The organism is Methylobacter arcticus (assembly GCF_050917435.1).
GTDB classification, from domain to species: Bacteria; Pseudomonadota; Gammaproteobacteria; order Methylococcales; family Methylomonadaceae; genus Methylobacter_A; species Methylobacter_A titanis.
Window position 1 is genome coordinate 1,386,453 of sequence record NZ_CP159583.1, and the last position, 22,998, is coordinate 1,409,450.

Sequence of the window (22,998 nt, forward strand, 5' to 3'; positions counted from 1 at the left end):
ACGGGATAGTTATATCAAATCGTGATCGGTCACACAAGCGTTATTTATAGCGATTCGATAATTATTTGCTTTGGACGTGCTCAGACATACCCAGACATATAAAATAAATTTCAGGCACAAAAAAGCCGCTATGGTTAAGCGGCTTTGATGTCAATTAAGGCGGTAGTGAATTACTCTGCGAGTAAGCGGTAGACCGATGCTTTACTTAGGCTGTACTCGGTCATCAGGTCTTTGATTAAAATGCCACTGGCGCGCTTTTGTCTCATTTCAGTTAGTTGTTGGTCGGTTAGTTTTGACTTTGCGCCCAAATGTACTTTATTGGCTCGGGCTTTAGCTATGCCGTCAGCTTGTCGCTCTGAACGGATGGCGTTCTCGAACTCTGCGACAGCGCCCAGCATATCGAATAATAACTTTCCGGCTGGCGTGGCTGTATCCATGCCTTGATCTAACACAACAAGCTCCACGCCTTTTTTCTTAAGAATATCGGCAATTTTCGCAAGATCGAGCGTTGATCTTGCTAGACGGTCGAGCTTGGTAATAACAAGAGTGTCGCCCTTGCGAACGTGGCGTAAACATTCTGCAAGAGCTATTCTTTTGTCTGTGCTGGTGCCGCTCTTTTTTTCTTGAAAGATTTGACCATCCGGTTCGGTGCAACCATAGGCGGCAAGTTTGTCGAGTTGAATATCTAATGACTGACCGGTTGAGCTTACTCGTGCGTATCCAATTTTAGCCATGATCTTACCCTTTTAATATGTCTTATAAAGCCTAGGCTTAGTGAGTCTTAATAATAAGACATAAAATAAGACACGTCAAGGCCGCATTGTATGGCTGAGTAAAAAAGGTCTTATAGAGTATACACAATAAGACTCGTGCTAAGTGTGAGACTCTGGGTGATTTAATCCAAAATCAATCAGCTTTATCGCATCAAACATCACATCGACGCGATAATCTTTGCCGTAGCGGCCGTAGGTCATTGAATCGCTTTCGTGCCCAATAATAGCCTCAGCCACCTCCACCGGAACCCTATTTTGTTTAAATTCGTTCGTTAGCGTATGCCGGAAAGAGTGAAATACCTTTCCTTTTCCAACAATGCCACATCGCTTCCGGTATCGTGCGAACCATTTTGACGCTTGCGCCCCATATTCATCATTAATCGGATTGAGTTCTTCAAATAATCTCGTTTTGCCGATTGCTCTGAGGTGTTCGATATAATGCAACAAGCCCAGTTCGCATAATTTAGGATGAATGGGAATGGGCCGAAGTGCTGCCTCTGTTTTGCCGTCCCATTCGCCATCCCTACCGATTGCAATGCAGCCGATACCGTCAATTTCTTTAAAATTATAAACCCGTAAGCGACAGATTTCTTCAAGCCTCATACCGGTGTGGAGGCTGATAATTGAAATCCAATATTGATAGGGATGCTTAAAGCCTTTAAGGTATTCTTTCGACTCAAACAGAAGAATTAAGTCATCTTTATCGAAAGCTTGCCGTTCTTCCGATGCTCGTTTTTTCTTCCCCAGCATCAAACCCTCTAATGGGTTCTTATCGATATAATCTTGATCTTTTGCCCAATTAAACAGAACGCTAATTCTAATCAGATTATTATTGATGGTGTTATGCGACAAGCGGTCTTGTTCTGGAATATCGATTGCCAACAATTCAACGATGCTCTTATCTCGATAAGCGACCCTCTTATTCATGTTAGAGGGCAACTTCATGTATTGCTGTTTGAAGCCTCTAGCGCCAGCCTTATCTATGGATTTAATGGGAATATCGCCCACGATGGATTTAAACAGGTCAAGCGTTGATACAACCTGTTCTTTGCTTCGTTCTGTCCACCGTTTGAGGGTTTCGCCCTCTTTAAGGTAAGCTTTAATAACCTCCGACAATAGCGGCGATAGTTCCGCTTGCGGTGTTGTGTTTGTGCTGGACGGGCTTAGTGCTGGCGCTGCGAGTTTGGCTTTGAAGAAAGCGTCTTCCCTTGCTTCGTGGACTTGGTGCTTGGCTTCTCTGTCGAGCTGGTTTAATAGGTATTCCTTGTGCCGTGTGGTGTCTTCATCAAGTGACGATAAATTGCGCTTGATTTCGCCCGTGATAGTCTTTGTTTTGCCATCCGGTAGGGTTATGACCCTTTCGGCTTTTAACGTCACCTCAAGTGCGCCATAGGAGCCGTGTTTAAGCTTATTCATTTTCTTGTCCAATTCTGCTCGATAGGCACGTGCTAACTTTACGGCTTGCCGCAAGCTGTCGGTCTTTAGCGATTTTTTGATTTCTGTGCTGAGGAAGTGTTCCAAAAATTGTTTTGGTATTCTGGCGCGAAAGAAGTAGATACCGCGTTCGTTTTTCCATAAATAGGCGGGGTGATTCATGGTTGCTTGCCGGATGATGTGACCCCATTTGTGGCCCCATTGGTGGATTGAAGAATCCAGCAAGAAAAATTATTAGTTGAAAGTCAGAAAGAGCGGGGGTTCAAACCCGCTCTTGGTGTCGTCTGGTGGAGGCGGGGGGAATTGAACCCCCGTCCGCAAGTACTCCGCCACAAGGTCTACATGCTTATCCCGCTCTTTAATTTAGCTAGTGACCGCCCGTCGGGCCAAGAAAATCACCGGTGATTTCGTAAGGTTTTAGCGCATCCATACCGGACAGACTTCAGCGCGATCTTATGTAGATGACCTCTGAGCGCCTCTCATACCTACGACTGCCACGGATGGCGGAAGTGTCGCAATCGGTAGGAACCGATGCGACAAAGGTACTAAAAACTCCACCCGCATAAGCACAGATGGTCAAAGGAATGGTGCTGTGTTTAAGCAGCTAAAGCCATTGAGTAGTTTTCGTCATTTGCGAATACTTTAGTTTCAGTAGATTTTACGAGGTGTACTGTCCTCGGCATGCACTTAAGGTTTTGCTACCCACGTCGAAGCCATGTCGCCCCCGAGTAGTTTTCAGGCCATAGTCTATGGCCTTTATAAAGAAGTTCAAGAGCTAACATAAAAAATTAGCTGTTTTCTTTATAGTGTATCTTAATTGCCCGCTGTGACGACGTTTTGCGCGACAGCGGGCGTTTGCTACTTAAATGACCGTTACATTTTCAGCTTGCGGGCCTTTTTGGCCTTGCGCTACGCTGAACTGTACTTTTTGGCCTTCATCCAGCGATTTGTAGCCGCCGGAGTTATTGATTTGTTGAAAATGTACGAATACATCGGGGCCTGATGCTTGCTCGATAAAGCCAAAGCCTTTATCTGAATTAAACCATTTAACGATGCCAGTAGTTATTGTAGACATAATGAGTCCTATAAAAATTTGATGATATAAAGCCTTAAAAGAAAGGCGGATTGAGCCGGTAAATTTGGAAATTACAAAATGAAAAACAGGACGAGGAACTACAGAAGATACATCGAAATGGTAAGCAGAGGGTAAATCTTATTTCTAAGCTGGAGCCAGTACGCGCTTCTGATCATGGTGATGTCAAGGTATATTTTTCTATAGCTGAACACGCCAGCTTTAACGGTTAACTATGAATGTATTCATAGTCGATCAACATCGAGTGGTAGCGGCTAGTCTAGTTTAGCTTGCGGTCAGCAGGTGTTGTGAAGCAGAACAGTTTTAAGCGAAGTGAAAACTAAAAGACTTCCAAGTCGTTAAGCCATGGAAGTCTTCAAGATACTGGGTTAAGACCTTCAGTTAGATGAATCAATCCCATGAAAATTGACCGGTTTTGCCCCGTTTACGGTTCAGATTGACGTTACTGGCAATGGCCGCTAAGGCGAATAGCGCAGATGAGATAATGAATTCACCGGAAATAAAGCCCACTAGGCCGATGACAAATACCGTTCCGGTTAGAATATCTTTGTGTAAGTCGTTCATGAGCAAGTCCTCATAAAGTTGAAAGGTTTTTTCATACTACGATTTAACTATAATGAAAATGCCTATTATTGACAATGGCGCTAGGTATTTATGGATTGTTTCCTAATTGGCTACATTAAATTCATCAGCTGTTCATACAGCTAGGGAAGAGCTGATTGCATGCTTCGGCAAGCTCAAGATGTATAAACTTTCATAAGTCTGTAATTACAGCCATAGCAAGCATTGGTCTTGATGATGCCATGAGAGCTGCTACCTATACCACAGCATTGAAGCGCCTGCCGCTTTAAGGGCTGAGATTGACCGACAAGCTTATGCTATTTATAAAATGGAAGGATGTCCGAAATAAGGCCGACTGATGACTTTGTGATCAGTACCTAACTTGCATAAACCGTCCCAACCCATCGCATGACGCAGACGTAAGTCCCAGCATTGTGCTAATCGTCGTTACACAAAAAACCCTTATCCGGAAATTCCGAATAAGGGTTTTCTTTACACCATCACTTAAAGGGGTCTGCCTGAAGGCGTGGACACCTTTAGCGCTTAGTGATTCGCTGCATAAAGATTTTGAATTTCTTTATATCGGTTTGCCGCATCAGTTAACGATTCTTTAGCCGCTTCCAGTTCGTTATTTTTGACCGCTGTACGCGCTTGCTTCAGCACATTGCTGGCTTGGTTGCGTTTCAGATCCAGCACGTTATTAGCAATATCTTTTTGCAATTGGCGGGCATCGCTGATCATCTCTGCGACTACTTCCTTGTCGGCGCCATTGTTCAACGCAGCAATGGTCTCGTCGACTTTAGCCTGGGTATTTTCGATGGCCGTTTTAACGTCTTCATAGGAAGGGTTCGCTACCGCAGAAGCAGTTGATGAAATAGCCGACATAGAGATAGCCATAACAGAAGAAAGCAGAATTTTTTTGAATGTGTTCATGGGGTAAGCCTCACAAGTGATAAATAAAATAGTTCAACCTAACGAATGATTCAAGTGACTCGCTAGGTAGGGATATATCTTAGCATTATTGGTTCTAATTAGTACAATTATTTGTTCTAATTAGAACTATTTTTATTGGACCTGTTTTTTTATCGAGTTCCGTTATCTGACTTTATAAAGCAAGATTTTATTTATCAATTGCTTACGCCGTATTTAGATATCTATATTCACTGGTTTGATGAGTCGTAGACCGCGTACTATTGGCTTCATAACGTCGGCAACACTTGCCGAAAAACCAGAAAATCGCCTTAATGATGGTGCTCAGACACTGTTTAGATGGCAAAGCGGAAGGGTTTTAGATGAATACCGGCAAATTGAGGTAAAAAGCTTGAGACTACGTTTGATTAGGTCTATATTTGGTTCTTATTAGAACTAAATAGGTTTAAATGCTATGTCACCTCCAACGGAATTTCCCCGCGTACTCAGCGAGTTAGTGCGTACGAATCAGGCTTTTTTAAATTATGCGGCCATCCATGCGTACACCTTAGAGCTGACGTTGCCCCAATTAGATATTATTTTGACCTTGGGCCATGCGTTCGGTATGACCTTCAAGAGACTGGGCGAGAAAACCTTAATCACTAAAGGCACTTTGACCGGCATTATCAATCGCATGGAGCATAAAGGCTTGGTACAACGGATTGCCTCGAAAACCGATGGTCGCAGTCAGATTGTCCGACTAACGACGGCGGGACAAACCTTATTTGAACAAGCCGTACCCGAGCATCTGGACTATGTTAACCAACTATTTAAGGAATATTCCCTAGAAGACATTGCGACGCTGGAATCGACTCTGCTGCGGTTGCGTAAGGCGATCTTTGCCGCGCATGGTGACGGCAGTGAAAAGCCAGTTGATGAAATAGCTGGCTGGTGTACCCAGGTTAAGGCGGTCTGTAAAAATTATCAGGAGGGTAATGTGGTCGGGCTTTGCTAATGTACAGTTGAAACGTGTAAATATAGTTGTAATGAGTGCTACAGGTCACTACTATCAATTTACGAGCGAGTCTTTACGCCTCGACCTTCAAGGTCAGCATCACCTGTTACCTTTACGCCTTGCTTCCTTTCGTGCCTACGTATTAGGCATATCGTTACCGCTATGCCTGCATAGGCTTAATACCAAACTCGTGGCTAGCGATTACCTAGGTGGGATTTGCACCCGTTAGTTTATGCAGTATTACCAGGCCGCAACGGGCTTACATCCCTCATTAGGAAAATTATTTACGCCACTAATGCCATTGAGTCCGTTAATAGCGTCATTGGAAAAGCGATCAACCTCAGAAAAATATGTCCCAATGATCAATCTGCAACGAAAGTCATTGATTGTTTAGCCAAGACATTTCCTCTTGATTATCGCTATAAGACCTGTGTGCCTGGAGTCAAACGCCAAGTGGTGGAGATGGCGATCAATGGCAGCGGCATTCGTGATACGGGGGCGAGTGTTGGTGGGGATTAACAAAAACACAGTCATCAGCACGCTAAAAAAAGCAAGCACTGCTTACACAGGTAAACCCTATGGTTGATATGTTGGCTGCGTCAGGCGGTATGGAAGCTAGGCTGGAAGTGTTCGGCGACAATTACTCTGTCCGGGTCGGCGACAACTATCAAAACCGGTTGACCGATATGTAGGACAAGGATGGGTTTCAATTTTATTTGGAGTCCGCTCTTGCCTGGAAAAAGCATCTGTAGCTTCTGACGGGCTTCAATATTTGGCTTTAAATTCGCTATGTCAGTAGATTCATATGCGCCCACTTGCCTTTATTAATTCTTGCGCTGATTTGGTCAGATTCTCACTCAATCGAAAAAATGTTAGCTTTTGTCGCATCCAATCGGAATTAACCAAGAAGATGATGGTTTTTCATGCTTAGTTGTAACGGCTTGCAATTGAGTCGGTTACAGCGTGCATCAGACCATTTAATAAACGTTTGTCGGTCGCAGGTTCAAGGGCTGATCAGGGTCCAATGTTGACCGATAAAACCTTGCAAAGGCTGGTATTGGTCTTTGTAGTTCATTTTTCGGCAGTTAGCAATCCAAAAACCTAGATACAACCATTCCAGGCCCTGATTCTGTGCATGTTGTATTTGCCACAGCACCGCATAAACGCCGAGACTGTAGCTGGAAAACTGGGGGTCAAAGAAGGTGTAAACGGCAGAGAGGGCGTTATCGAGCCGGTCTACAATCGCAACGGCGGCAAGTTTGTCGTCACAAAAAAATTCTATAAATTGGGTGTTACACCAGGAACTGCCTAAAAATTTAATGTATTCATCAGGACTGGTGTTTGCCATGTTGCCTTCGGCATGGCGCTGATTTTGGTAGCGCAGATAAAGATCGTAATGGGCTTGTTCGAAAACGGCGGGCTTAATGATGGCGGTGGTTTGTCGGTTTTTTTGCAAGCAACGCTTTTGGCTGCGGTTGGGCTTAAATTGCGCCACAGGCACACGTACCGGAACGCATTGCGAGCATTGCGCACACTGGGGGCGATAAACATCATCGCCGCTACGCCTGAAACCGTGAGCAATCAGCAGCGAATAAATGACGGTATCCAGCCTGAATGATGGATCAACAAACGCGGATTGTGCCGCCTCATTCTCTAAATAGCTGCAAGGATGCGGGGCGGTAATGAATAAAGGAATAGCGGTCATGGTAAATTCAAGATGTATTTAGTCCGGCAGGATGCATAGATTATCGCAGCTCACGCTGCGGAGATTGTGAAAGTAATAGCCAAATCAAGTTAAGAAAAATTTACCACAGAGAGCACCAAGAACGCGAAAGAAATAATTCGGTTAGTTTCGTATACTGAAACACTTGGTGCTCTCGGCATGCCGCTTTGCTGTTTCGGCAGTGTTTTTAGTGTTGCCAAAGGCGACGCCGGAGTGTTGGGACGATGATAATATTTGGCGGCACAGCTTCTGGAATCCACCATTCACGCGTTTGTCTGCTGTCTTAATGGCTGCTGTTAATCGTTGTAAAGACCTCCAGGGTCGAAACGTAACCGGTAATGCAGCTGATAAAGCCGGCCGCTGCAAACGCTTGACCCCTTGTTGAATGCTTATGATAATAAGCGGCCTTTTCACCGTAGAGACTGTGAAAATAGCCAAATCAACCTAAAAAATTATTTATCACTGAGGACATGGAGAAATGTTTAATTCATTGAAAATTTCGTGTTCTTCGTGGTTATCTCTTAATGTGCACTGAAATATGCATTATTTCACGACCTCTGGAGTGTAAGCACGAGAAAAGAGGTTTGTATTTATATAGGAAAAACCTATTTATGTATAGAGTATCAGTATTGTACAAACGCTTGGTTTTCAGTATACGATTATAAACATTTTATGAAAACGATATGAGAAAGCTATAAAAGTAGCTTTTATGTCTTCAGGTTTCAATGATTCGGTATTTTATCGCTCCTATGCCGGAAAGGCTGATGTAGTCTTAACTAAATCAGCCAAAAAAAGTCATTCATCACAGAGGATATGAAAGACATGGAGAAAACACGCACATTAATTCAAGAGAGTGAATCTCAGTGGTCTTTAAGCTGATGTCTATGGGGCGGCCTTAAATATACCCTACTGCTGAAAGGATTTTTATTCAATGAAATGGGTATTATTATGTGAATTTGATGAATTCCTTTAACCGCACTATTTTTCATAGTAGGAGCTTGGTCAAATGAGCTGTTAAAAACAGTGTATGCAGGGTTTGGGGGCTATGATGTATTCAAATAAATTTTTATTAATGCCGGGAAAGGCGATTGTTAATGAGGTTAATGAAGCGAAAGAAAGCGCCGAGCATTGCACTTTACAAATGGCGAGTAATTTAGAGTCTGGTAAGTCCAGTCTGATTAATATCCTGTCACAATTTCCTGCCACTGCGTTATGGTTGCTTCATCGATACGAAGCCGACGCGTCCAAGACTGAGCAGGCTGTCGAAGCGCTGACGGTTACGTTAGCAAAAATCAAGAGCCATTACTTGCTGGCAAGCCTGTCGTTTTCAGGCCGAGGTTTTAAGCATAAGGTTGATGCCGATGAAAAACAGCAATTAACCGAGGCATTACAAACGTTTCCTTTTTCGATTGAAGACCTGCTGGTGCTGACGGAGCTTATCATTTATGCTTTCAAGACCCGAGGCGATTGCGCTCAATTAGCCAAAAATTGTCCCGATTTGGTTTTCAAACGGCTGCAGGGATCAAGTCGGCGCGACAAGTTAAAACTGCCTGATATAATTGATGCCATGCGCGCTAGTCAATTTGATGAGCAATTTCTGTTTTTATCCGGTGCCGATATGCGTCAATATGTAACGGATATGATTTTTGCAGAACACCTTTGGTTAAGTTCAAGACAGGCATTAGCCGAGGCAAATTCCGGCTTGGTGTTGTTCATAGCCAACCGGTACCGATGCGGGTTTTTAGACTTTGACGATCTGGTTCAGGAAGGTCAAACCGGCTTATTACGGGCTATCGACAAATTCGATTACCGTCTGGGATTCCAGTTTTCAACCTATGCGGCTTATTGGATAAGACAGGCTATGTCCCGCGCTTTGTCTCGTGGCGAAAGAGTCGTGCGTGTGCCTTGTGAACAGGTGGCTAACATACATAAGGTATTACGCGCTAAAACCGAGTTGCTTTCAAAAACGGGCAGAGAGCCTTTGCTTAAAGAATTAAGCGAATACTCAGAAATGCCCGTTGACCAAATAAGTGCTATTTTATCTATCTCGCAAACGGCAGTATCGTTGGAAAATTTAGATGACGATGAAGATTCATTGGCACCGATAGCTTTTTTAGAACAGCAGGTTTTTGATCAGCCGTTTAAAAAAATAGAGCAATCCGACCTTAAAGCCTGGGTTAGCAAGGCGATTAAAATTCTTAATCCACGGGAGTTAACGATTATTTGCTGTCATTTCGGGATCAATACCGATAATGAAATGACTTTACAGGAAATTGGCGCAGAACTTCACTTAACCCGAGAGCGGGTTAGGCAGATTCAAGTGATGGCGCTTAAAAAAATGAAACTCAATTATGGTGAGCAATTAATGAGTTTTTTATGATTAATGCTCGTTATTAAGCGGTCGCATCGGTTCCCTACCGATTGCGACACTTCTGACCTCCATGGATGGAGGAAATGCCGACGACTGCCGGGAGCAGTCGCGGCCACCATCCATGCAGTCGCGGCCAAGAGAGATACCTATGAAAAAAAATTTGTTTAATATTCTGATTTTCGGCGTTGTTATTGCCGGCGTTTATTTAATCTACGACCGATTGCGCTCCACGCCGCCAATACAGGATTCCCTGGCCTATTCGGAATTTATCAGCAAGGTAAAAAGTGGGCAGGTTGAGCGCGTGGAAGTGAGCGGCCAGCAGATTGGCGTTCGGACTTCAGACGGTCAAAACTACCAGACCTTTAATCCCGGCGATGGGCACTTAATCGACGATCTTCTGACTGCCGGTGTGCAGATAAGGACAGTGCCGCCGGAGGAAGAGACCTTGCTGATGAAGATCTTTATTTCCTGGTTTCCGATGCTGTTAATGATAGTGGTGCTGGTCATTTACATGCGCAGAACGCAAAGTGGCATGGGCGGCGGTGGCTTTGGCAAGAGCAAAGCCAAAATGCTGGAAGAAGACAAAATGATGGTTACTTTTAGCGACGTTGCCGGTTGTGAAGAAGCCAAAGAAGACGTGGCCGAGCTGGTTGATTTTTTGGCCGATCCGCAGAAATTTCAAAAATTGGGCGGAAAAATACCGCGCGGTATTTTGATGGTTGGCCCGCCGGGAACCGGTAAAACTCTGATTGCCAGAGCCATTGCGGGTGAAGCGGGAGTGAAGTTTTTTACCATTTCAGGTTCGGATTTTGTCGAAATGTTTGTCGGTGTCGGCGCATCCAGAGTCAGGGATATGTTTGCCCAAGCTAAAGAACATGCGCCTTGCATTATCTTTATCGACGAGATTGATGCTGTCGGTCGCCAGCGGGGCGGTCCGGGCATGGGTGGCGGCAATGACGAACGGGAGCAAACTTTGAATCAATTGCTGGTGGAAATGGACGGTTTCAACGGTAATGAAGGTGTTATCGTGATCGCCGCAACCAACCGCGCCGATGTGCTGGATAAGGCTCTACTCAGACCGGGGCGTTTCGATCGTCAGGTGAATGTCGGCTTGCCCGATGTGCGCGGTCGTGAGCAAATTCTCAACGTGCATATCAAAAAAGTCCCTGCGGCGGCCGATGTCGAATTGAAATATCTTGCCCGAGGTACCCCCGGTTTTTCAGGTGCCGATTTGGCCAATATTGTCAATGAAGCCGCGCTGTTTGCTGCCCGTTCCAACAAGCAGGAAGTCAGCATGAGCGATCTTGAAAAAGCCAAGGACAAAATTCTGATGGGTGCAGAGCGGCATACCATGGTGATGACCGAAGAGGATAAATTGTTAACCGCCTACCATGAAGCCGGGCATTGTATCGTCGGGCAAAAGTCACCGGATCATGATGCGGTTTATAAAGTCAGTATTATGCCCAGAGGCCGCGCCCTGGGGATCACTATGTTTCTGCCTGAGCGGGATCAATACAGCGCCAGCAAACGCAAACTCGAAAGCCAGATAGCCAGCTTGTTTGGCGGCAGGATTGCGGAGTTGATGATTTACGGCGGCGACCGGGTGACCACCGGCGCATCGAATGATATTGAGCGTGCTACAGAATTGGCCCGCAATATGGTGACGCGCTGGGGTTTTTCCGAAAAACTCGGGCCACTGGTTTATGGCGAGGAAGGCGGCCAAGCATTTTTGGGGCATCCGGGAACTCAAGGCAGTTCCGTATCCAGTAATGTCGCACAGCTGATCGATGAAGAAATACGTTCGGTGATAGACCATAACTATCAACGCGCTGAAACTATTCTGCAAGAGAATATCGACATCCTGCACAAAATGGCCGATGCGCTGATGAAATGGGAAACTATAGATCGCTTGCAAATTGAGGATTTAATGGCCGGCAAAAATCCTAGGCCGCCTGCGGAAGACGATGACTTGCAAGTGAACAAGCCTTCGGAACCGGGTGATGAAGCGAAAGATAAAGCCGATAAAACAGCCATTAAGGCGGCGACCAATAAACCTGCAGGGCAGGTTTGATAGGGTTCGCGGAGCGCTTAACTTAAGGCTATGGTATTGTTAAGTGTGGTCTACGGAAGTGCAGGCTTCGCCTGTTGCAAGCGAAGCTTGCACTCCCGTTACCCTGTATTGCTTAATCCCTAATCTTTTCACCCTGTATATAGTCTAAATCTAAAGAGCACATCATGACATCCATAAAAAACAATCTGTTTTCGCCGATATTGTTGGGGGATTTGGCCTTAGCCAACCGGATAATTATGGCGCCGTTGACGCGCAACCGGGCGGGCGAGGGCAATGTGCCTCAGGACATGAATGTGGAATATTACCGGCAACGCGCCGGAGCCGGTTTGATTATTAGCGAAGGCAGTCAAATATCGGCTACTGGCCTTGGCTATCCGGGAACGCCGGGTATTCATTCCAAAGCGCAGGTTGACGGTTGGAAACGTGTTACCGATGCCGTTCATGATGAAGACGGTCGGATTTTTATCCAGCTCTGGCATACCGGCAGAATCTCCCATTCATCGCTACAACCGGGCCAATGTTTACCGGTTGCGCCGTCCGCGTTGAAAGCCGCCGGTCAGGCTATGACCCATCAGGGTTTGCAGAATTTTGAAACGCCGCATGCGCTGACTCTCGAGGAGCTGCCGGGCATTGTTGCCGAGTATGCAAGTGCTGCAGAAAATGCTAAAGCGGCCGGTTTCGATGGCGTGGAGATTCATGCCGCCAACGGTTATTTGCTGGATCAGTTTTTACGCGACGGCACCAACAGGAGGGAAGATGCTTACGGCGGCGATATTGCCAAACGGATGCGCTTGTTACTTGAAGTCGTTGAAAAAACCATCGCTGTCTGGGGCGTACATCGTGTAGGGGTGCGGGTGTCGCCGGAAAACAGCTTTAACGATATTAAAGACAGTCAGCCGCAGCAAACCTTTAACGCGGTCGCCAAAAGTTTATCCGACTATCCGTTGGCCTACCTGCATGTGCTGGAAGGCGACATGCTAACCGGTGAGCGGCAGCTGGATTATCAGGCCTTAAGAAACTGTTTTACCGGTTTCTACATGGCTAATAACGGTTATGACTTGGAGAGCGGCAATAGCGCTATTGAACAGAATCATGCGGATATGGTGGCGTTTGGTAAGTTGTTTATCGCCAATCCGGATTTGCCGGTGCGGTTTGCCAAAAACCTGCCGCTGAATACGCCCGACCAGGCGACTTTTTATGGCGGCGATGAAAGGGGTTATACCGATTATCCGAGGTATAACTAATATTTTCTCTATTGTGGGTGCGAATTGATTCGCGCCCACAATATATTCAGCCATCACTATTTCCGGTTTAATTTAACCAATTCCAGATAGCCGTCTTTATAGCTCGGATAGTGGAATTGATAACCCAAGGCCTTTAACCTGGCATTGCTGCAGCGCTTATTCATTCCGGCATCGGCCGCTTTAGCAGTCGGTCGCAGGCAATGCAGTTGATCTGCCAGCCAGGTCATGACGTCCCAGGTCGGCGCGGGATCATCATCGCTGGCCAGATAGCATTGAGCCAAGGCGTTGCCCGCCAAACGCTGTTCCAGTAAAAAAGATAAAACGCCCACGCAATCCTGCTGATGTATCCGGTTGGTAAAATAAGGCGGAGATTGCTGTATGGCCGGTGTTTGCATGGCCTGTCTTAACAGGTATTCTCGCCCCGGTCCGTAAATCCCGGAAAAACGCACCACGATATTAGCCGGGTTAAAATCCATTAATGTTTGTTCGGCCTGCCTGATCAAGCGGCTGGTGATATTTTCCGGCTGTGCGACTGAATCTTCATCCACCCATTCGCCTTGGATTTGTCCGTAGACGCTGGTCGATGAGACCATCAGCCACTGCGTTTTTGGCAGCTTGGCCAGCAGGTTGCCCAAGCCGGTTTGATAAACAGCGCGATAGCTTTGTTCATTGCGCCCGTCAGGTGAAACGATAAAAAACGCCTGAGTAAAATCGGTGTCCAAATCGCTCAGATCCGCAGCTGAACTTATATCGGCAGTGGCATAGTTGATTAGGCCTGGCGCGGATAAAGGCGGCTTGCGTTTTAGCCCGGTGACATCATGACCTTGTGCCGATAACACCCGACCAAGTTCCGAGCCAATTGCGCCGCAGCCGACGATTAATATTTTTGCCATGATTACAATTGATTGATGAGTTGCAGTTCTTGCGGATAAGGCGACAGGTAATAGGACTCTTCTATATACGGATCGGGGCTTTTGCGGAAATGGTGTTTAAGCAGGGTCAACGGCACTATCAGCGGGACGTAGCCATTGCGGTAATTTTCAACCACTTCGCAGAGTTCGGCTTTATCGTCGGCGCTTAAGTACCTTTTTAAATAGCCCTGAATGTGCTGCAAGACATTGACATGATTTTTGCGGCTGGCCACCTTTTTAAGGGTCGTCATCAGCTGTAAAATGTATTGCTCCGCAGTTTGCGCAAGATTGGCTTTGGTGGCACCGGCTATCCGTTGTCCCAGGTCGCGATAATCTTCATGACTCATGATGATCAGCTTATGGCGGGCATGAAAATGCGTCAGGGCGCTTAGCGTAAGCCCTTCTTCTAGCATGGTTTTCCAGCGGTGGAGCACATAAACGCGCTGGATGAAGTTCTCGCGCAGTCCGGGATCGCCAAGTCGGCCTTCTTCCTCTACCGGCAACAGCGGATTATTGCGCATCATTTCCTGAGCGTAAATGCCTGCGCCATCTTTATGCGCTTGAACGCCGACATAAACCTTGACCCGTTCCATGCCGCAACTGGGCGAACCCTTTTTTAAAATATAACCGCATAAGTCGGCGTGCAGCTCTTTTTGGAATTCAGCATGACTGCGTAACCGGTCGGTTACATCGATTTCAGGGTCTTTAATGCCGACACAGCGTACGGCATTATCTATTTTTACCAGGTGAATGGTGGGGCGCGGCGTACCCAGGCCGATTTCCACTTCCGGGCAAAAAGCTTGAAAATCAAAATATTCGCTCAGGGTGCCGGTGATATAAGAATCCCGTTTGTGGCCGCCATCATAACGGACATTCTGGCCTAATAAACAACCGCTGATACCGATAGGGATTTTTTTCATAGAAGTTTGCTGTTTTTAAAGATAGAATTTTTTACTTTAGCACTAAAACTTGGCGCTGTAGAGATAGTTTTTGTATCGACTCTGCTGGCATTTGTCTGTGATTGATGCGATGCTTTTATTACGGCAGATTTTTTCGAGGGGCTATACTGATGAAATTTAAAACCATTTTTTATATTATCGTTATGACACTAAGCACAGCAATTCAGGCAGCAGAAAAACAATTACCGCCTTGTCCAAGCAGCCCCAACTGCGTGTCCAGTCAGGCGGCAGACGTCGATCATTTTATTGCGCCGTTTAAAATTACCGGCAATGTTGAAGATGCTTGGACGGCCTTGAAAAAAGCCCTGCTTAATCAAAGCCGAACGGTAATCACCAACGAAACCGGCGACATGCTTCATGCCCAGGCAACCAGTCTGGTATTTCGCTTTGTCGATGATATAGATGCGATACTGGATACGGAAGCCAGGTTAATTCATATCCGTTCCGCATCGCGTACCGGTCACGGCGATTTCGGGGTGAATCGCAAGCGGGTGGAAATGCTCCGTGCGCAACTGCAACAGGCGCAGGTTATTGAGTAAAACGGCTAAGGATTAACAATCCTCAGCTTACTATTTTTTCCGCCATTTTTAAAAAAGGCTTCGATGATCGCTTATTCGACTTCATTATTCATCTTCCGTCGCGACCTGCGTCTTGAAGATAATACCGGGCTGCTTGAAGCCTTGCGGCTTTCAGCGCAAGTCATTCCCTGCTTTATTTTCGATCCCCGGCAGATTGAGCCGCATCCTTATCAGAGCCAGCCGGGCTTGCAGTTTATGTTGCAGTCCATTCAGGATCTTCAGCAGCAGTTGCAGTCGGCAGGCGGCAAACTGGCGCTTTATCATGCGCTGCCGGAGCAGGTCGTCAAGCAGCTGGCCGAACAGCAACAGATACAAGCGGTGTTTATCAATCGCGATTACACGCCGTTCAGTCGGCAGCGTGATGATGAGCTGGCCGCCGTATGTAAGCAGTTGGGCATTGCACTGCATACGCTTCCCGATAGCCTGCTTAATGAGCCGGAGCAGGCGGTAAAAATGGATAAAACGCCGTATAAAGTGTTCACAGCGTTTTATAACAATGCCAAACGGTTGTTTCCGGTTGCGTTGCCGGAAACATTGGTTAGACATAATTTTTTGGCGGAAGCTGCTGAATTTAGCCTTGATCAGCTTGATGTATCAGTTGCGGAACCCGCAATCAAGGGTGGTCGCAATCAGGCCTTGGCGATACTGGATCAGCTCGGCGACTGCGCTGATTACCAAAATACCCGCGACTTTCCCGCGCTGGATGCGACCAGCAAACTTTCCGCGCATGTAAAGTTCGGCACTTGTTCGGTTCGGGAAGTTTATTATGCGATTACCGAACAACTCGGCAGTGAACATCCGCTGATAAGGCAGCTTTACTGGCGCGATTTTTTTATCCATATCGCTTATCACTTTCCGCAGGTTTTTGGACGGGCGTTTCTGGAAAAATTTGCCGATCTGCACTGGGATAACAATCCCGATTATTTTCAAGCCTGGTGCGCCGGAAAAACCGGCTTTCCGATCGTCGATGCCGGGATGCGTGAACTCAACGCCACCGGTTACATGCATAACCGGGTGCGTATGATCGCCGCCTCATTTCTGGTCAAAGACCTGCATATCGACTGGCGCTGGGGCGAACGTTATTTTGCCCGGCATCTGATCGATTATGATCCTTGCGTCAATAACGGCAACTGGCAATGGGCTGCCTCGACCGGTTGCGATGCGCAACCGTATTTCAGGATTTTCAATCCTTGGCTACAGCAACTTAAATTTGATCGGGACTGCCGGTATATTTATCGCTGGCTGCCGGAACTGCAAGATTTTTTGCCTAAAACCATTCATCAATGGGACAAGCAACACAGTGCTTGCCGTTATCCCGCACCGATTATTGATCATGCCCGTGAGAGTCAACTAAGCAAAGCCCGGTTTAAACAAGCCGCTACTACCTAAAATTACCTACGTAAGTTTTTCTGAATTTTGGCGTCTGAAGTCGCCGCCACAATCCTGTCCATGTCTTAACTTAATAGCAGTGACGCTCTTGCGTGAGAACAAGAGATAACTTGTATAGATAGCGATGACCTAACACAGGGCTCAGTCGGATTGCTATTGATGCGATAACGCCTCATTTAACGCAGCAGCAAGATCGTCATATTGAAACGTAAACCCCTGCGTCAATAGCCGTTCCGGTACTACGCGCTGACTGCCCAACACCAGCTGCGACATTTCGCCAAGCATTATTTTTAACGCGCAGGCCGGAACCGGCAGCAGGGCAGGGCGTTTCAGGCATTGCGCCAGAATTCGGGTAAATTCGGCATTGGTCACCGGGTTCGGCGCGGTCGCATTATAAGCGCCGCGCATGGTTGCATCGGCCATCATGGTCAGCGCGATGTTGATCCAGTCCTGACGATGAATCCAGGACATCCACTGCCGCCCGTCGCCCAAACGCCCACCCAAGCCCAAGCGAAATGTCGGTAACATCCGTTGCAGAAAACCGCCGCCATTGCCAATAACCAAGCCGGTTCGGATTAGGCAGACTCTGACACCGAATGGTTCGGCCTGTTTTGCCGCAGCTTCCCAATCGGCGCAAAGTTGTTGCGAGAAATCTTCATAAGGCGTCGATTGTTCGGTTAACACCGTGTCGCCTTGGTCGCCGTAATAGCCGATAGCGGAACCGCTGATTAATAATTCTGGCTTAACGTCCATGCGGGCGATACAGGCTACCAAGTGTTCAGTCAGGTCGATACGACTGGCCCGGATCAGCTGTTTGCGTGCCTCGCTCCAGCGGGCGTCAACTATCGGCGCACCGGCAAGATTGATGATGACCTGATAGCGGTCTTCGGCTTTAAGCTGCGTGAGACTACCCAGTGCATGAATGCGCGAACCGTATATTTTGGCAACCGTATCCGGACTGCGGCTCAACACCGTAACAGCATGATCTAGGTCGATCAGGCTTTTAACCAAGGCACTGCCAATAAAACCGGTGCCGCCAGTAATCAGTATATTCATCATCGTGCCCTCATAACTATTGATTAAGTTGAAAACGTTTAGCCACCCCTAAAATTTTCCGTTGGTTTAGTTAACTAGTGGGTTTTGAGCTTGGAACCCAGGATCAAGCCATGGCCAACCGGTAATAGAGTTCGGCATTTTCGGTCAATTTAGCAACCACTTTGGCATCGAGATGGCCGCTGGCAACGCGCGACTGTAAATTGTTAACAATATACTCAAGACTCATGGGGTGGCGATAAGGCCGTTCTTGCGCTAGCGCCTGAAAAATATCGGCAACGGCAATGATGCGGCATTCCAGATCCAGTTCTTTGTTGCCGTTTTTAAACGGATAACCATCGCCGATCAAGGTCTCATGATGGAATCCGGCCCATATCGGTATCTTTGAATCGTCAAAAACGCGCTGCAGAATGCGGAAGGTATCGTAGCTATGGCGGTGCATGGTGGCCCTTTCATCCTGCGTCAGACTGCCGGGTTTGTCAATGATGTCTTCCGATACCCGCAGTTTGCCGATGTCGTGCAACAGTCCGGCGATTTCAATCTGCTCAAGCTCATAGCCTGCAATGCCGAAATCCATGGCCAATTGCCGGGCGATATGCGCTACTCGTTGCGAGTGCTCATTGGTGTATGGAGATTTGGCGTCGACTACGCGCGAAAACAGCCGCGCCAGCTCTTTAAGCGCAGGAATGCCGAGCGGGGTCGTTGGAATATGGCGGCCGATGCGGTGTAAATCTTCATCCAGATATTCGGGTTCCATGGCCAGCCAAAAAGCCTCGACATCAGCGATGTCGGCAAAGGCGTCCACCAGTTCAGGCGCAAAAAATACGCCGGACAGTGTTTTGATATGCGCGATAATTTCAGGATACTCGATCAGAATCCGGTCGCTGTTCAGGAAAGGCGCTTGCAGCATATCGATGCGATCTGCCAGATACAGCAGATTGGCACGCAAGCGCAGTTGATGATCGATAGGTGACTCCAGCAGTTTTTCCCAGCGGGTGTGATGGTAGCGAATCTCAGTGGATAAATGCGCCAACGGCTGACAGGCCGACAAATAAGCGGCGCCACGGATGCAATGATCCTCGGCACCGTCCCATTCCAGTGTTTCTGTGAGCCGACGGTGTTCATGGATTCTGGAAACCCCGCAATCATGGAGCATGCCGGCGTAAAGACTAGACAGGCACTCAAGCTCTGGCCAGTTCAGGCGACGGGCAATAGAATTGGCCATGATCGCCACCCGTTTGCCGTGTCTGACTTCGTCAACGCCGACTAAATCCAGTGCGCAACTTAAGGCGGTAATGGCGTTATGTATATCAACATGTTGCAGTTTCATGGCACGCGGAGCTCTGTTTAGTGACAAATCGGTTCGATGGAAACACCCTGGATTTTGACAGGCGAGCCGCCGATTGTCTTTAAAAATTTGCCGATAATACCTCCTGAGTTGACTGGCAGAATCCTGCTCGTTAAAGTGAGTCGTCTGATGTAGTAAATATCCCTTTTAAAAGGCATCGCGCATGAAAGCATTATTTATACTGATTATTAGCTTATTGACCAGTTGTACCGGTATTCCCGAGGGGATTACGGCGGTTGACGGTTTTGAGGTTAATCGTTATTTGGGGACCTGGTACGAAATCGCCCGGCTCGATCATCGATTTGAACGGGGCTTGGAGAATATTTCAGCGACCTATACCTTACGAGACGATGGTGGTGTTGATGTGCTGAACAAGGGGTGGGATATAAAGGCCGGGAAATGGCACGAGGCCCAAGGCAAGGCGTATTTTGTCGGGCAGACGGATAAAGGCAGGCTGAAAGTGTCTTTTTTCGGGCCGTTTTATGGCGGTTACAATATCATTGAGCTGGATAAAAAAGATTATGCCTATTCGATGGTCACCGGGCCGGATCGCTCTTATTTCTGGATATTGTCCCGAACTAAACAACTGCCCGAGTCGACGTTGACGGCATTAATTGAACAAGCCAAGACGCTGGGTTTTGCAACCGATAAACTTATTTTTCCCAAGCAGAATTAGGGTGCAGATGAATTGTAGGGGCGACCGGTTGGTCGCTCATTGAAAGGCATGAATTATTTGATTTTCAGACCTTATTGCCGATTGTCATCGGCGGGAACCCCGAGTAAACCGGCTAATCCTGATCACTCATATAAAGGTCTTCAAGCAACTTTCTTTCTTCTTGTGTAAGTAAAATCATGGAATATTTTTTTTCGGAACGGAGTTGCTCGGAAAGCTGTTGTAACCGCCGATCAACTGCACGCCTTTCATTAGTGCGTCTGTTCAGGTCACGACGATTGACTTTTGGCCAAGCCAGATAATGTTTTTTTATATTTTCCACCCATTCCGGTGAGCCGAACGGGTAGGGTATCTTGCGTCTGTCAGCCACGCGTCGAGTCATTAGCGACCGGCGCGGGTTATGTCGAAAATCGTACAGGTTCATGTTGGGCGACCTCTGCTGATTTGCTTTTGCGGTGCTGTAAAACCGTCAGGTGTTTGAGCGGAAACGCTTGTTTTCGCTTCCGCTGAAACCGGCCTATGTCGCTATTGTTTGATTTTTAACGGCTTTAGTCTATAGGTTTTCATACCTATTCATGTCAAAAAGACCTGAGTTTTCGGGTTGTTCATCGCGATATTTCTTATTAAACCAATCGTAATACTGCCATATCTCAGGATGGGTACGGCGAATGCCGTAAAGACCGTAAAACAAGTCGGCATCGGTACTGGTTGAACTGTGTTTTAGCTGATCAATGAATCCTGCCAGTTGCGACTGTGGCACACTGAAAAATATATTGGGATAACTGCCAAGAAACCCAGGGACGACGGTAAGCGTATCTTTTTCCGGCTCTCTGCGTAGGTTTTCACCAAAGATGAATGATACATTCAGTAGCTTTTGATTGCGAACCAGGGTGTAGACCCGGTCTGTTGCAGGATCGGCTGTTTTTATGCGTAGAAAGGATAATTCCGGCAAGGCGGCAATTTCTTCGCCTTTTAAATCAGCCAGTTTACGCATCATGGTGTCAATCTGTTGTTGAACCGGTATCGCATCGGCGTTATTGCATTGCGCTTGCAGGCAGCGGTTGATCAAATCAGGCGGCCCGCCGGCTTGTCCCAGCCGTTGCTGTAGACGTTGAAAAAATTCATGCTTGTAATCGGAAGTTTGATAGCGAAGTGCCGGTTCCTTGTCGGTGTTAAAGGCAGGCGTTTCAAAAAAACTGAAAATCTTTAAATCAATACCCTCGTACCAGCTGTTGTGCAGGGCTATGCGTCGTTTGATCGGGATAAATTTTAGAAAATTATTTTCCGCTTCCATACGCAAGAAATCCATATACAGACGCGTGGTGACTTGATGCCCAATGGTGCCGGAGACATTGAATCCTGCGGCCAGCAAATAATGTATGCGTTCAAATATGGGGTAATCAACAACCCAGGCGGTTAACGGCGGCTTGCCCATGAGCCCCTTAATAACGGTGGCACTGTCAAAGTGGCGGAATACCGTTAACAATGCATTCCGGTTATCGCCGTCGCCATCCCAGATCAGGTTCAAATCAACCGGCTGCTGTAATTGGTCGGTGAATATTTCTTTGTGTTTTAGATAATGCCGTTGTAATTGGTTGTATTCCCGCCATTCAAGAAAGCCGATATTTTCGCCGTCAGAGGCGGGCATTTGCAGGTATTGATTATTTTCGGCCAGAAATTGGGTGTATTGCGGGTTAAACTCAGGCTGAGGTTTGACAAAGGCGACCCAGAACTGATCCCTGATCACATTGAGCGAAGCCTGACCTCGGCATACCGGGCCTTTAATAAATCCGGAGAAAAAATATTGGGCATCATCGATCAGGAATTGGTATCGCGATACCGCCGGTAATTGGCTAAAGGTTTTAAACGGATTGGCGGTAGCTTGCTGTTCATAACCCGGCAGTTGAGTAACGCTGAATTTGGGTTTTAAAAATAGTTGCTTAAAACGCTGCATTTTGCTGTCGCTTAATTCATAAACAAAATGATTCTTATCGACTATGGTCGAGGTAACGGGACGCAGTCGGTAATAAAATTTTGCGACGCCGGGGGCATCAAAAGGGCGCACACTTTTCAGTTCATCCACCGGCTGTCCCGAGGGCGTTGCCGAACGGATCAGCTTATAAAATTCATTATGAGGATGGCCTTTAAAATGCAAGTCGCCGATATACAAATGCTCATATAAATAACGCGCGCTCAGTTGCTGTTTTAACGATGAACCGTTAAGAAACTGCTCCCATTTTTTAATTTCAGCAGTAGCGAGGGGCGATAATGACAGTGGCGCTGTATCGGTTTTAGCGCCTGCTTTTAGCCAGTTTAACAGCGTGCTCTCCTCGGTTTCGGACAGCGCGGGCAATCCGTAAGGCATGCCCCAGAGCGGGTGATCTTTTTTGTGTTCGGTAAACTCGTCCACAGTCGGGCATTGCAAAGAGCGCTCCAGAGCCAGTTCTATGGATGTCGGTAATTTACCCTCGGCAGGCAACGGATGGTCGCGTTTTAACAGGAGTGATTTTGCGATCAGCGAGTTATCGATATTGTTTTCAGGCGATTGTGCCTGTTCATTCAGTACCGGGAAAAATTCTTTTTTTCTCCAACCCGCCGGGCTGGTTTCATCAATAAAGAGTCGGCTGGGCTCTACGGCTTTAATGCGTTGATGATCGTAGACCGGGTTCTTGGTAGCGCCTCTTTCTAAACCCTCAAATGAGCCCAAGTTAAGCTGGCAAGGGGAGTCGTAGCAGGAATGGCAGGCCACACAGCGGGAATCGAGGATAGGTTTAACATCGTGGCTATAGGAAATTTGGCCGGCAGCCAGCAGCCTTATATCGGTAAAGCCGCAAGCGATGATGAAAAATATATACAGGGCGGTATTGTTAATCATTGTCCGTCGTCAAATCCT

The 22,998-nt window shown here is 47.0% G+C and carries 19 protein-coding genes, 1 other RNA gene and 2 pseudogenes; 9 read left to right on the forward strand and 13 right to left on the reverse strand.

What is annotated here, in order from left to right; genetic code table 11:
* Positions 1-170 precede the first annotated feature (170 nt).
* The 6 genes from ABXJ76_RS06785 to ABXJ76_RS06810 all read right to left on the reverse strand — a co-directional run bounded on the left by ABXJ76_RS06785 (position 171) and on the right by ABXJ76_RS06810 (position 4,794).
* The gene (locus ABXJ76_RS06785) at positions 171-734 is read right to left on the reverse strand and encodes a recombinase family protein (protein ID WP_432745413.1); all 564 of its coding nucleotides are present in this window, start codon (positions 732-734) and stop codon (positions 171-173) included.
* A gap of 138 nt (positions 735-872) precedes the next feature.
* A complete protein-coding gene (locus ABXJ76_RS06790; protein WP_432745415.1) occupies positions 873-2,369 on the reverse strand; it encodes a DUF6538 domain-containing protein in 1,497 nt (498 codons plus the stop codon).
* A 123-nt stretch (positions 2,370-2,492) separates the two neighbouring features.
* Positions 2,493-2,933: a transfer-messenger RNA gene (gene ssrA, locus ABXJ76_RS06795) on the reverse strand.
* Positions 2,934-3,069: 136 nt separating this feature from the next.
* Positions 3,070-3,282, reverse strand: a complete 213-nt coding sequence (locus tag ABXJ76_RS06800; RefSeq protein ID WP_340122123.1) for a cold-shock protein — start codon at positions 3,280-3,282, stop codon at positions 3,070-3,072.
* A gap of 408 nt (positions 3,283-3,690) precedes the next feature.
* On the reverse strand, positions 3,691-3,864 hold the full coding sequence (locus tag ABXJ76_RS06805) for a hypothetical protein (RefSeq protein WP_432745417.1): 174 nt from the start codon (positions 3,862-3,864) through the stop codon (positions 3,691-3,693).
* A gap of 540 nt (positions 3,865-4,404) precedes the next feature.
* Positions 4,405-4,794, reverse strand: coding sequence for a hypothetical protein (locus tag ABXJ76_RS06810; protein ID WP_432745419.1), 390 nt, complete (start codon positions 4,792-4,794; stop codon positions 4,405-4,407).
* A 451-nt stretch (positions 4,795-5,245) separates the two neighbouring features.
* Here ABXJ76_RS06810 and ABXJ76_RS06815 point away from each other — a divergent pair, with 451 nt between their 5' ends.
* The 3 genes and pseudogenes from ABXJ76_RS06815 to ABXJ76_RS06825 form a co-directional block, all read left to right on the forward strand.
* Positions 5,246-5,785 (forward strand): MarR family winged helix-turn-helix transcriptional regulator, encoded by a 540-nt coding sequence (locus tag ABXJ76_RS06815; protein ID WP_432745421.1) that lies wholly within the window; start codon positions 5,246-5,248, stop codon positions 5,783-5,785.
* Between the two features lie 270 nt (positions 5,786-6,055).
* Positions 6,056-6,169: pseudogene (locus tag ABXJ76_RS06820) on the forward strand (transposase); the annotation flags it as partial.
* Positions 6,170-6,414, forward strand: a pseudogene (locus ABXJ76_RS06825) (IS1-like element transposase); the annotation flags it as partial.
* A 374-nt stretch (positions 6,415-6,788) separates the two neighbouring features.
* On the opposite strand, the gene ABXJ76_RS06830 reads toward ABXJ76_RS06825, so the two are convergent.
* Positions 6,789-7,490, reverse strand: a complete 702-nt coding sequence (locus ABXJ76_RS06830) for an arginyltransferase (protein ID WP_432745423.1) — start codon at positions 7,488-7,490, stop codon at positions 6,789-6,791.
* A gap of 1,063 nt (positions 7,491-8,553) precedes the next feature.
* On the opposite strand from ABXJ76_RS06830, the gene ABXJ76_RS06835 reads away from it, so the two are divergent.
* From ABXJ76_RS06835 to ABXJ76_RS06845, 3 genes are all read left to right on the forward strand, one after another.
* Positions 8,554-9,888: a sigma-70 family RNA polymerase sigma factor gene (locus tag ABXJ76_RS06835; RefSeq protein ID WP_432745425.1), complete on the forward strand. Its 1,335-nt coding sequence runs from the start codon at positions 8,554-8,556 to the stop codon at positions 9,886-9,888.
* 139 nt (positions 9,889-10,027) lie between these two features.
* The gene (gene ftsH / locus ABXJ76_RS06840; protein WP_432745427.1) at positions 10,028-11,950 is read left to right on the forward strand and encodes an ATP-dependent zinc metalloprotease FtsH; all 1,923 of its coding nucleotides are present in this window, start codon (positions 10,028-10,030) and stop codon (positions 11,948-11,950) included.
* 164 nt (positions 11,951-12,114) lie between these two features.
* Positions 12,115-13,194 carry an alkene reductase gene (locus ABXJ76_RS06845; RefSeq protein WP_432745430.1) on the forward strand — a complete coding sequence of 360 codons (1,080 nt, stop codon included), beginning with the start codon at positions 12,115-12,117 and terminating at the stop codon, positions 13,192-13,194.
* Positions 13,195-13,250: 56 nt separating this feature from the next.
* On the opposite strand, the gene ABXJ76_RS06850 is transcribed toward ABXJ76_RS06845, so the two are convergent.
* Both ABXJ76_RS06850 and ABXJ76_RS06855 read right to left on the reverse strand, forming a co-directional pair.
* The gene (locus tag ABXJ76_RS06850) at positions 13,251-14,087 is read right to left on the reverse strand and encodes an SDR family oxidoreductase (RefSeq protein WP_432745431.1); all 837 of its coding nucleotides are present in this window, start codon (positions 14,085-14,087) and stop codon (positions 13,251-13,253) included.
* A 2-nt stretch (positions 14,088-14,089) separates the two neighbouring features.
* Positions 14,090-15,025 (reverse strand): YbgA family protein, encoded by a 936-nt coding sequence (locus ABXJ76_RS06855; protein ID WP_432745433.1) that lies wholly within the window; start codon positions 15,023-15,025, stop codon positions 14,090-14,092.
* A 182-nt stretch (positions 15,026-15,207) separates the two neighbouring features.
* On the opposite strand from ABXJ76_RS06855, the gene ABXJ76_RS06860 reads away from it, so the two are divergent.
* Together ABXJ76_RS06860 and ABXJ76_RS06865 are read left to right on the forward strand one after the other, a co-directional pair.
* Complete coding sequence (locus ABXJ76_RS06860) at positions 15,208-15,603, forward strand: DUF1499 domain-containing protein (RefSeq protein WP_432745435.1); 396 nt, start codon at positions 15,208-15,210, stop codon at positions 15,601-15,603.
* Positions 15,604-15,666: 63 nt separating this feature from the next.
* Positions 15,667-17,031 carry a cryptochrome/photolyase family protein gene (locus tag ABXJ76_RS06865; protein ID WP_432745437.1) on the forward strand — a complete coding sequence of 455 codons (1,365 nt, stop codon included), beginning with the start codon at positions 15,667-15,669 and terminating at the stop codon, positions 17,029-17,031.
* Positions 17,032-17,184: 153 nt separating this feature from the next.
* Here ABXJ76_RS06865 and ABXJ76_RS06870 read toward each other — a convergent pair whose 3' ends face one another.
* Complete coding sequence (locus ABXJ76_RS06870; protein WP_432746467.1) at positions 17,185-18,087, reverse strand: TIGR01777 family oxidoreductase; 903 nt, start codon at positions 18,085-18,087, stop codon at positions 17,185-17,187.
* Positions 18,088-18,190: 103 nt separating this feature from the next.
* Positions 18,191-19,414 (reverse strand): HD-GYP domain-containing protein, encoded by a 1,224-nt coding sequence (locus tag ABXJ76_RS06875; RefSeq protein WP_432745439.1) that lies wholly within the window; start codon positions 19,412-19,414, stop codon positions 18,191-18,193.
* Positions 19,415-19,595: 181 nt separating this feature from the next.
* On the opposite strand from ABXJ76_RS06875, the gene ABXJ76_RS06880 reads away from it, so the two are divergent.
* On the forward strand, positions 19,596-20,108 hold the full coding sequence (locus ABXJ76_RS06880) for a lipocalin family protein (protein ID WP_432745441.1): 513 nt from the start codon (positions 19,596-19,598) through the stop codon (positions 20,106-20,108).
* A 112-nt stretch (positions 20,109-20,220) separates the two neighbouring features.
* Here the strand turns inward: ABXJ76_RS06880 and ABXJ76_RS06885 are convergent, their stop codons facing one another.
* Both ABXJ76_RS06885 and ABXJ76_RS06890 read right to left on the reverse strand, forming a co-directional pair.
* A complete protein-coding gene (locus ABXJ76_RS06885; RefSeq protein ID WP_432745443.1) occupies positions 20,221-20,529 on the reverse strand; it encodes a hypothetical protein in 309 nt (102 codons plus the stop codon).
* Between the two features lie 129 nt (positions 20,530-20,658).
* The gene (locus tag ABXJ76_RS06890; protein ID WP_432745445.1) at positions 20,659-22,980 is read right to left on the reverse strand and encodes a fatty acid cis/trans isomerase; all 2,322 of its coding nucleotides are present in this window, start codon (positions 22,978-22,980) and stop codon (positions 20,659-20,661) included.
* Positions 22,981-22,998: the final 18 nt, after the last annotated feature.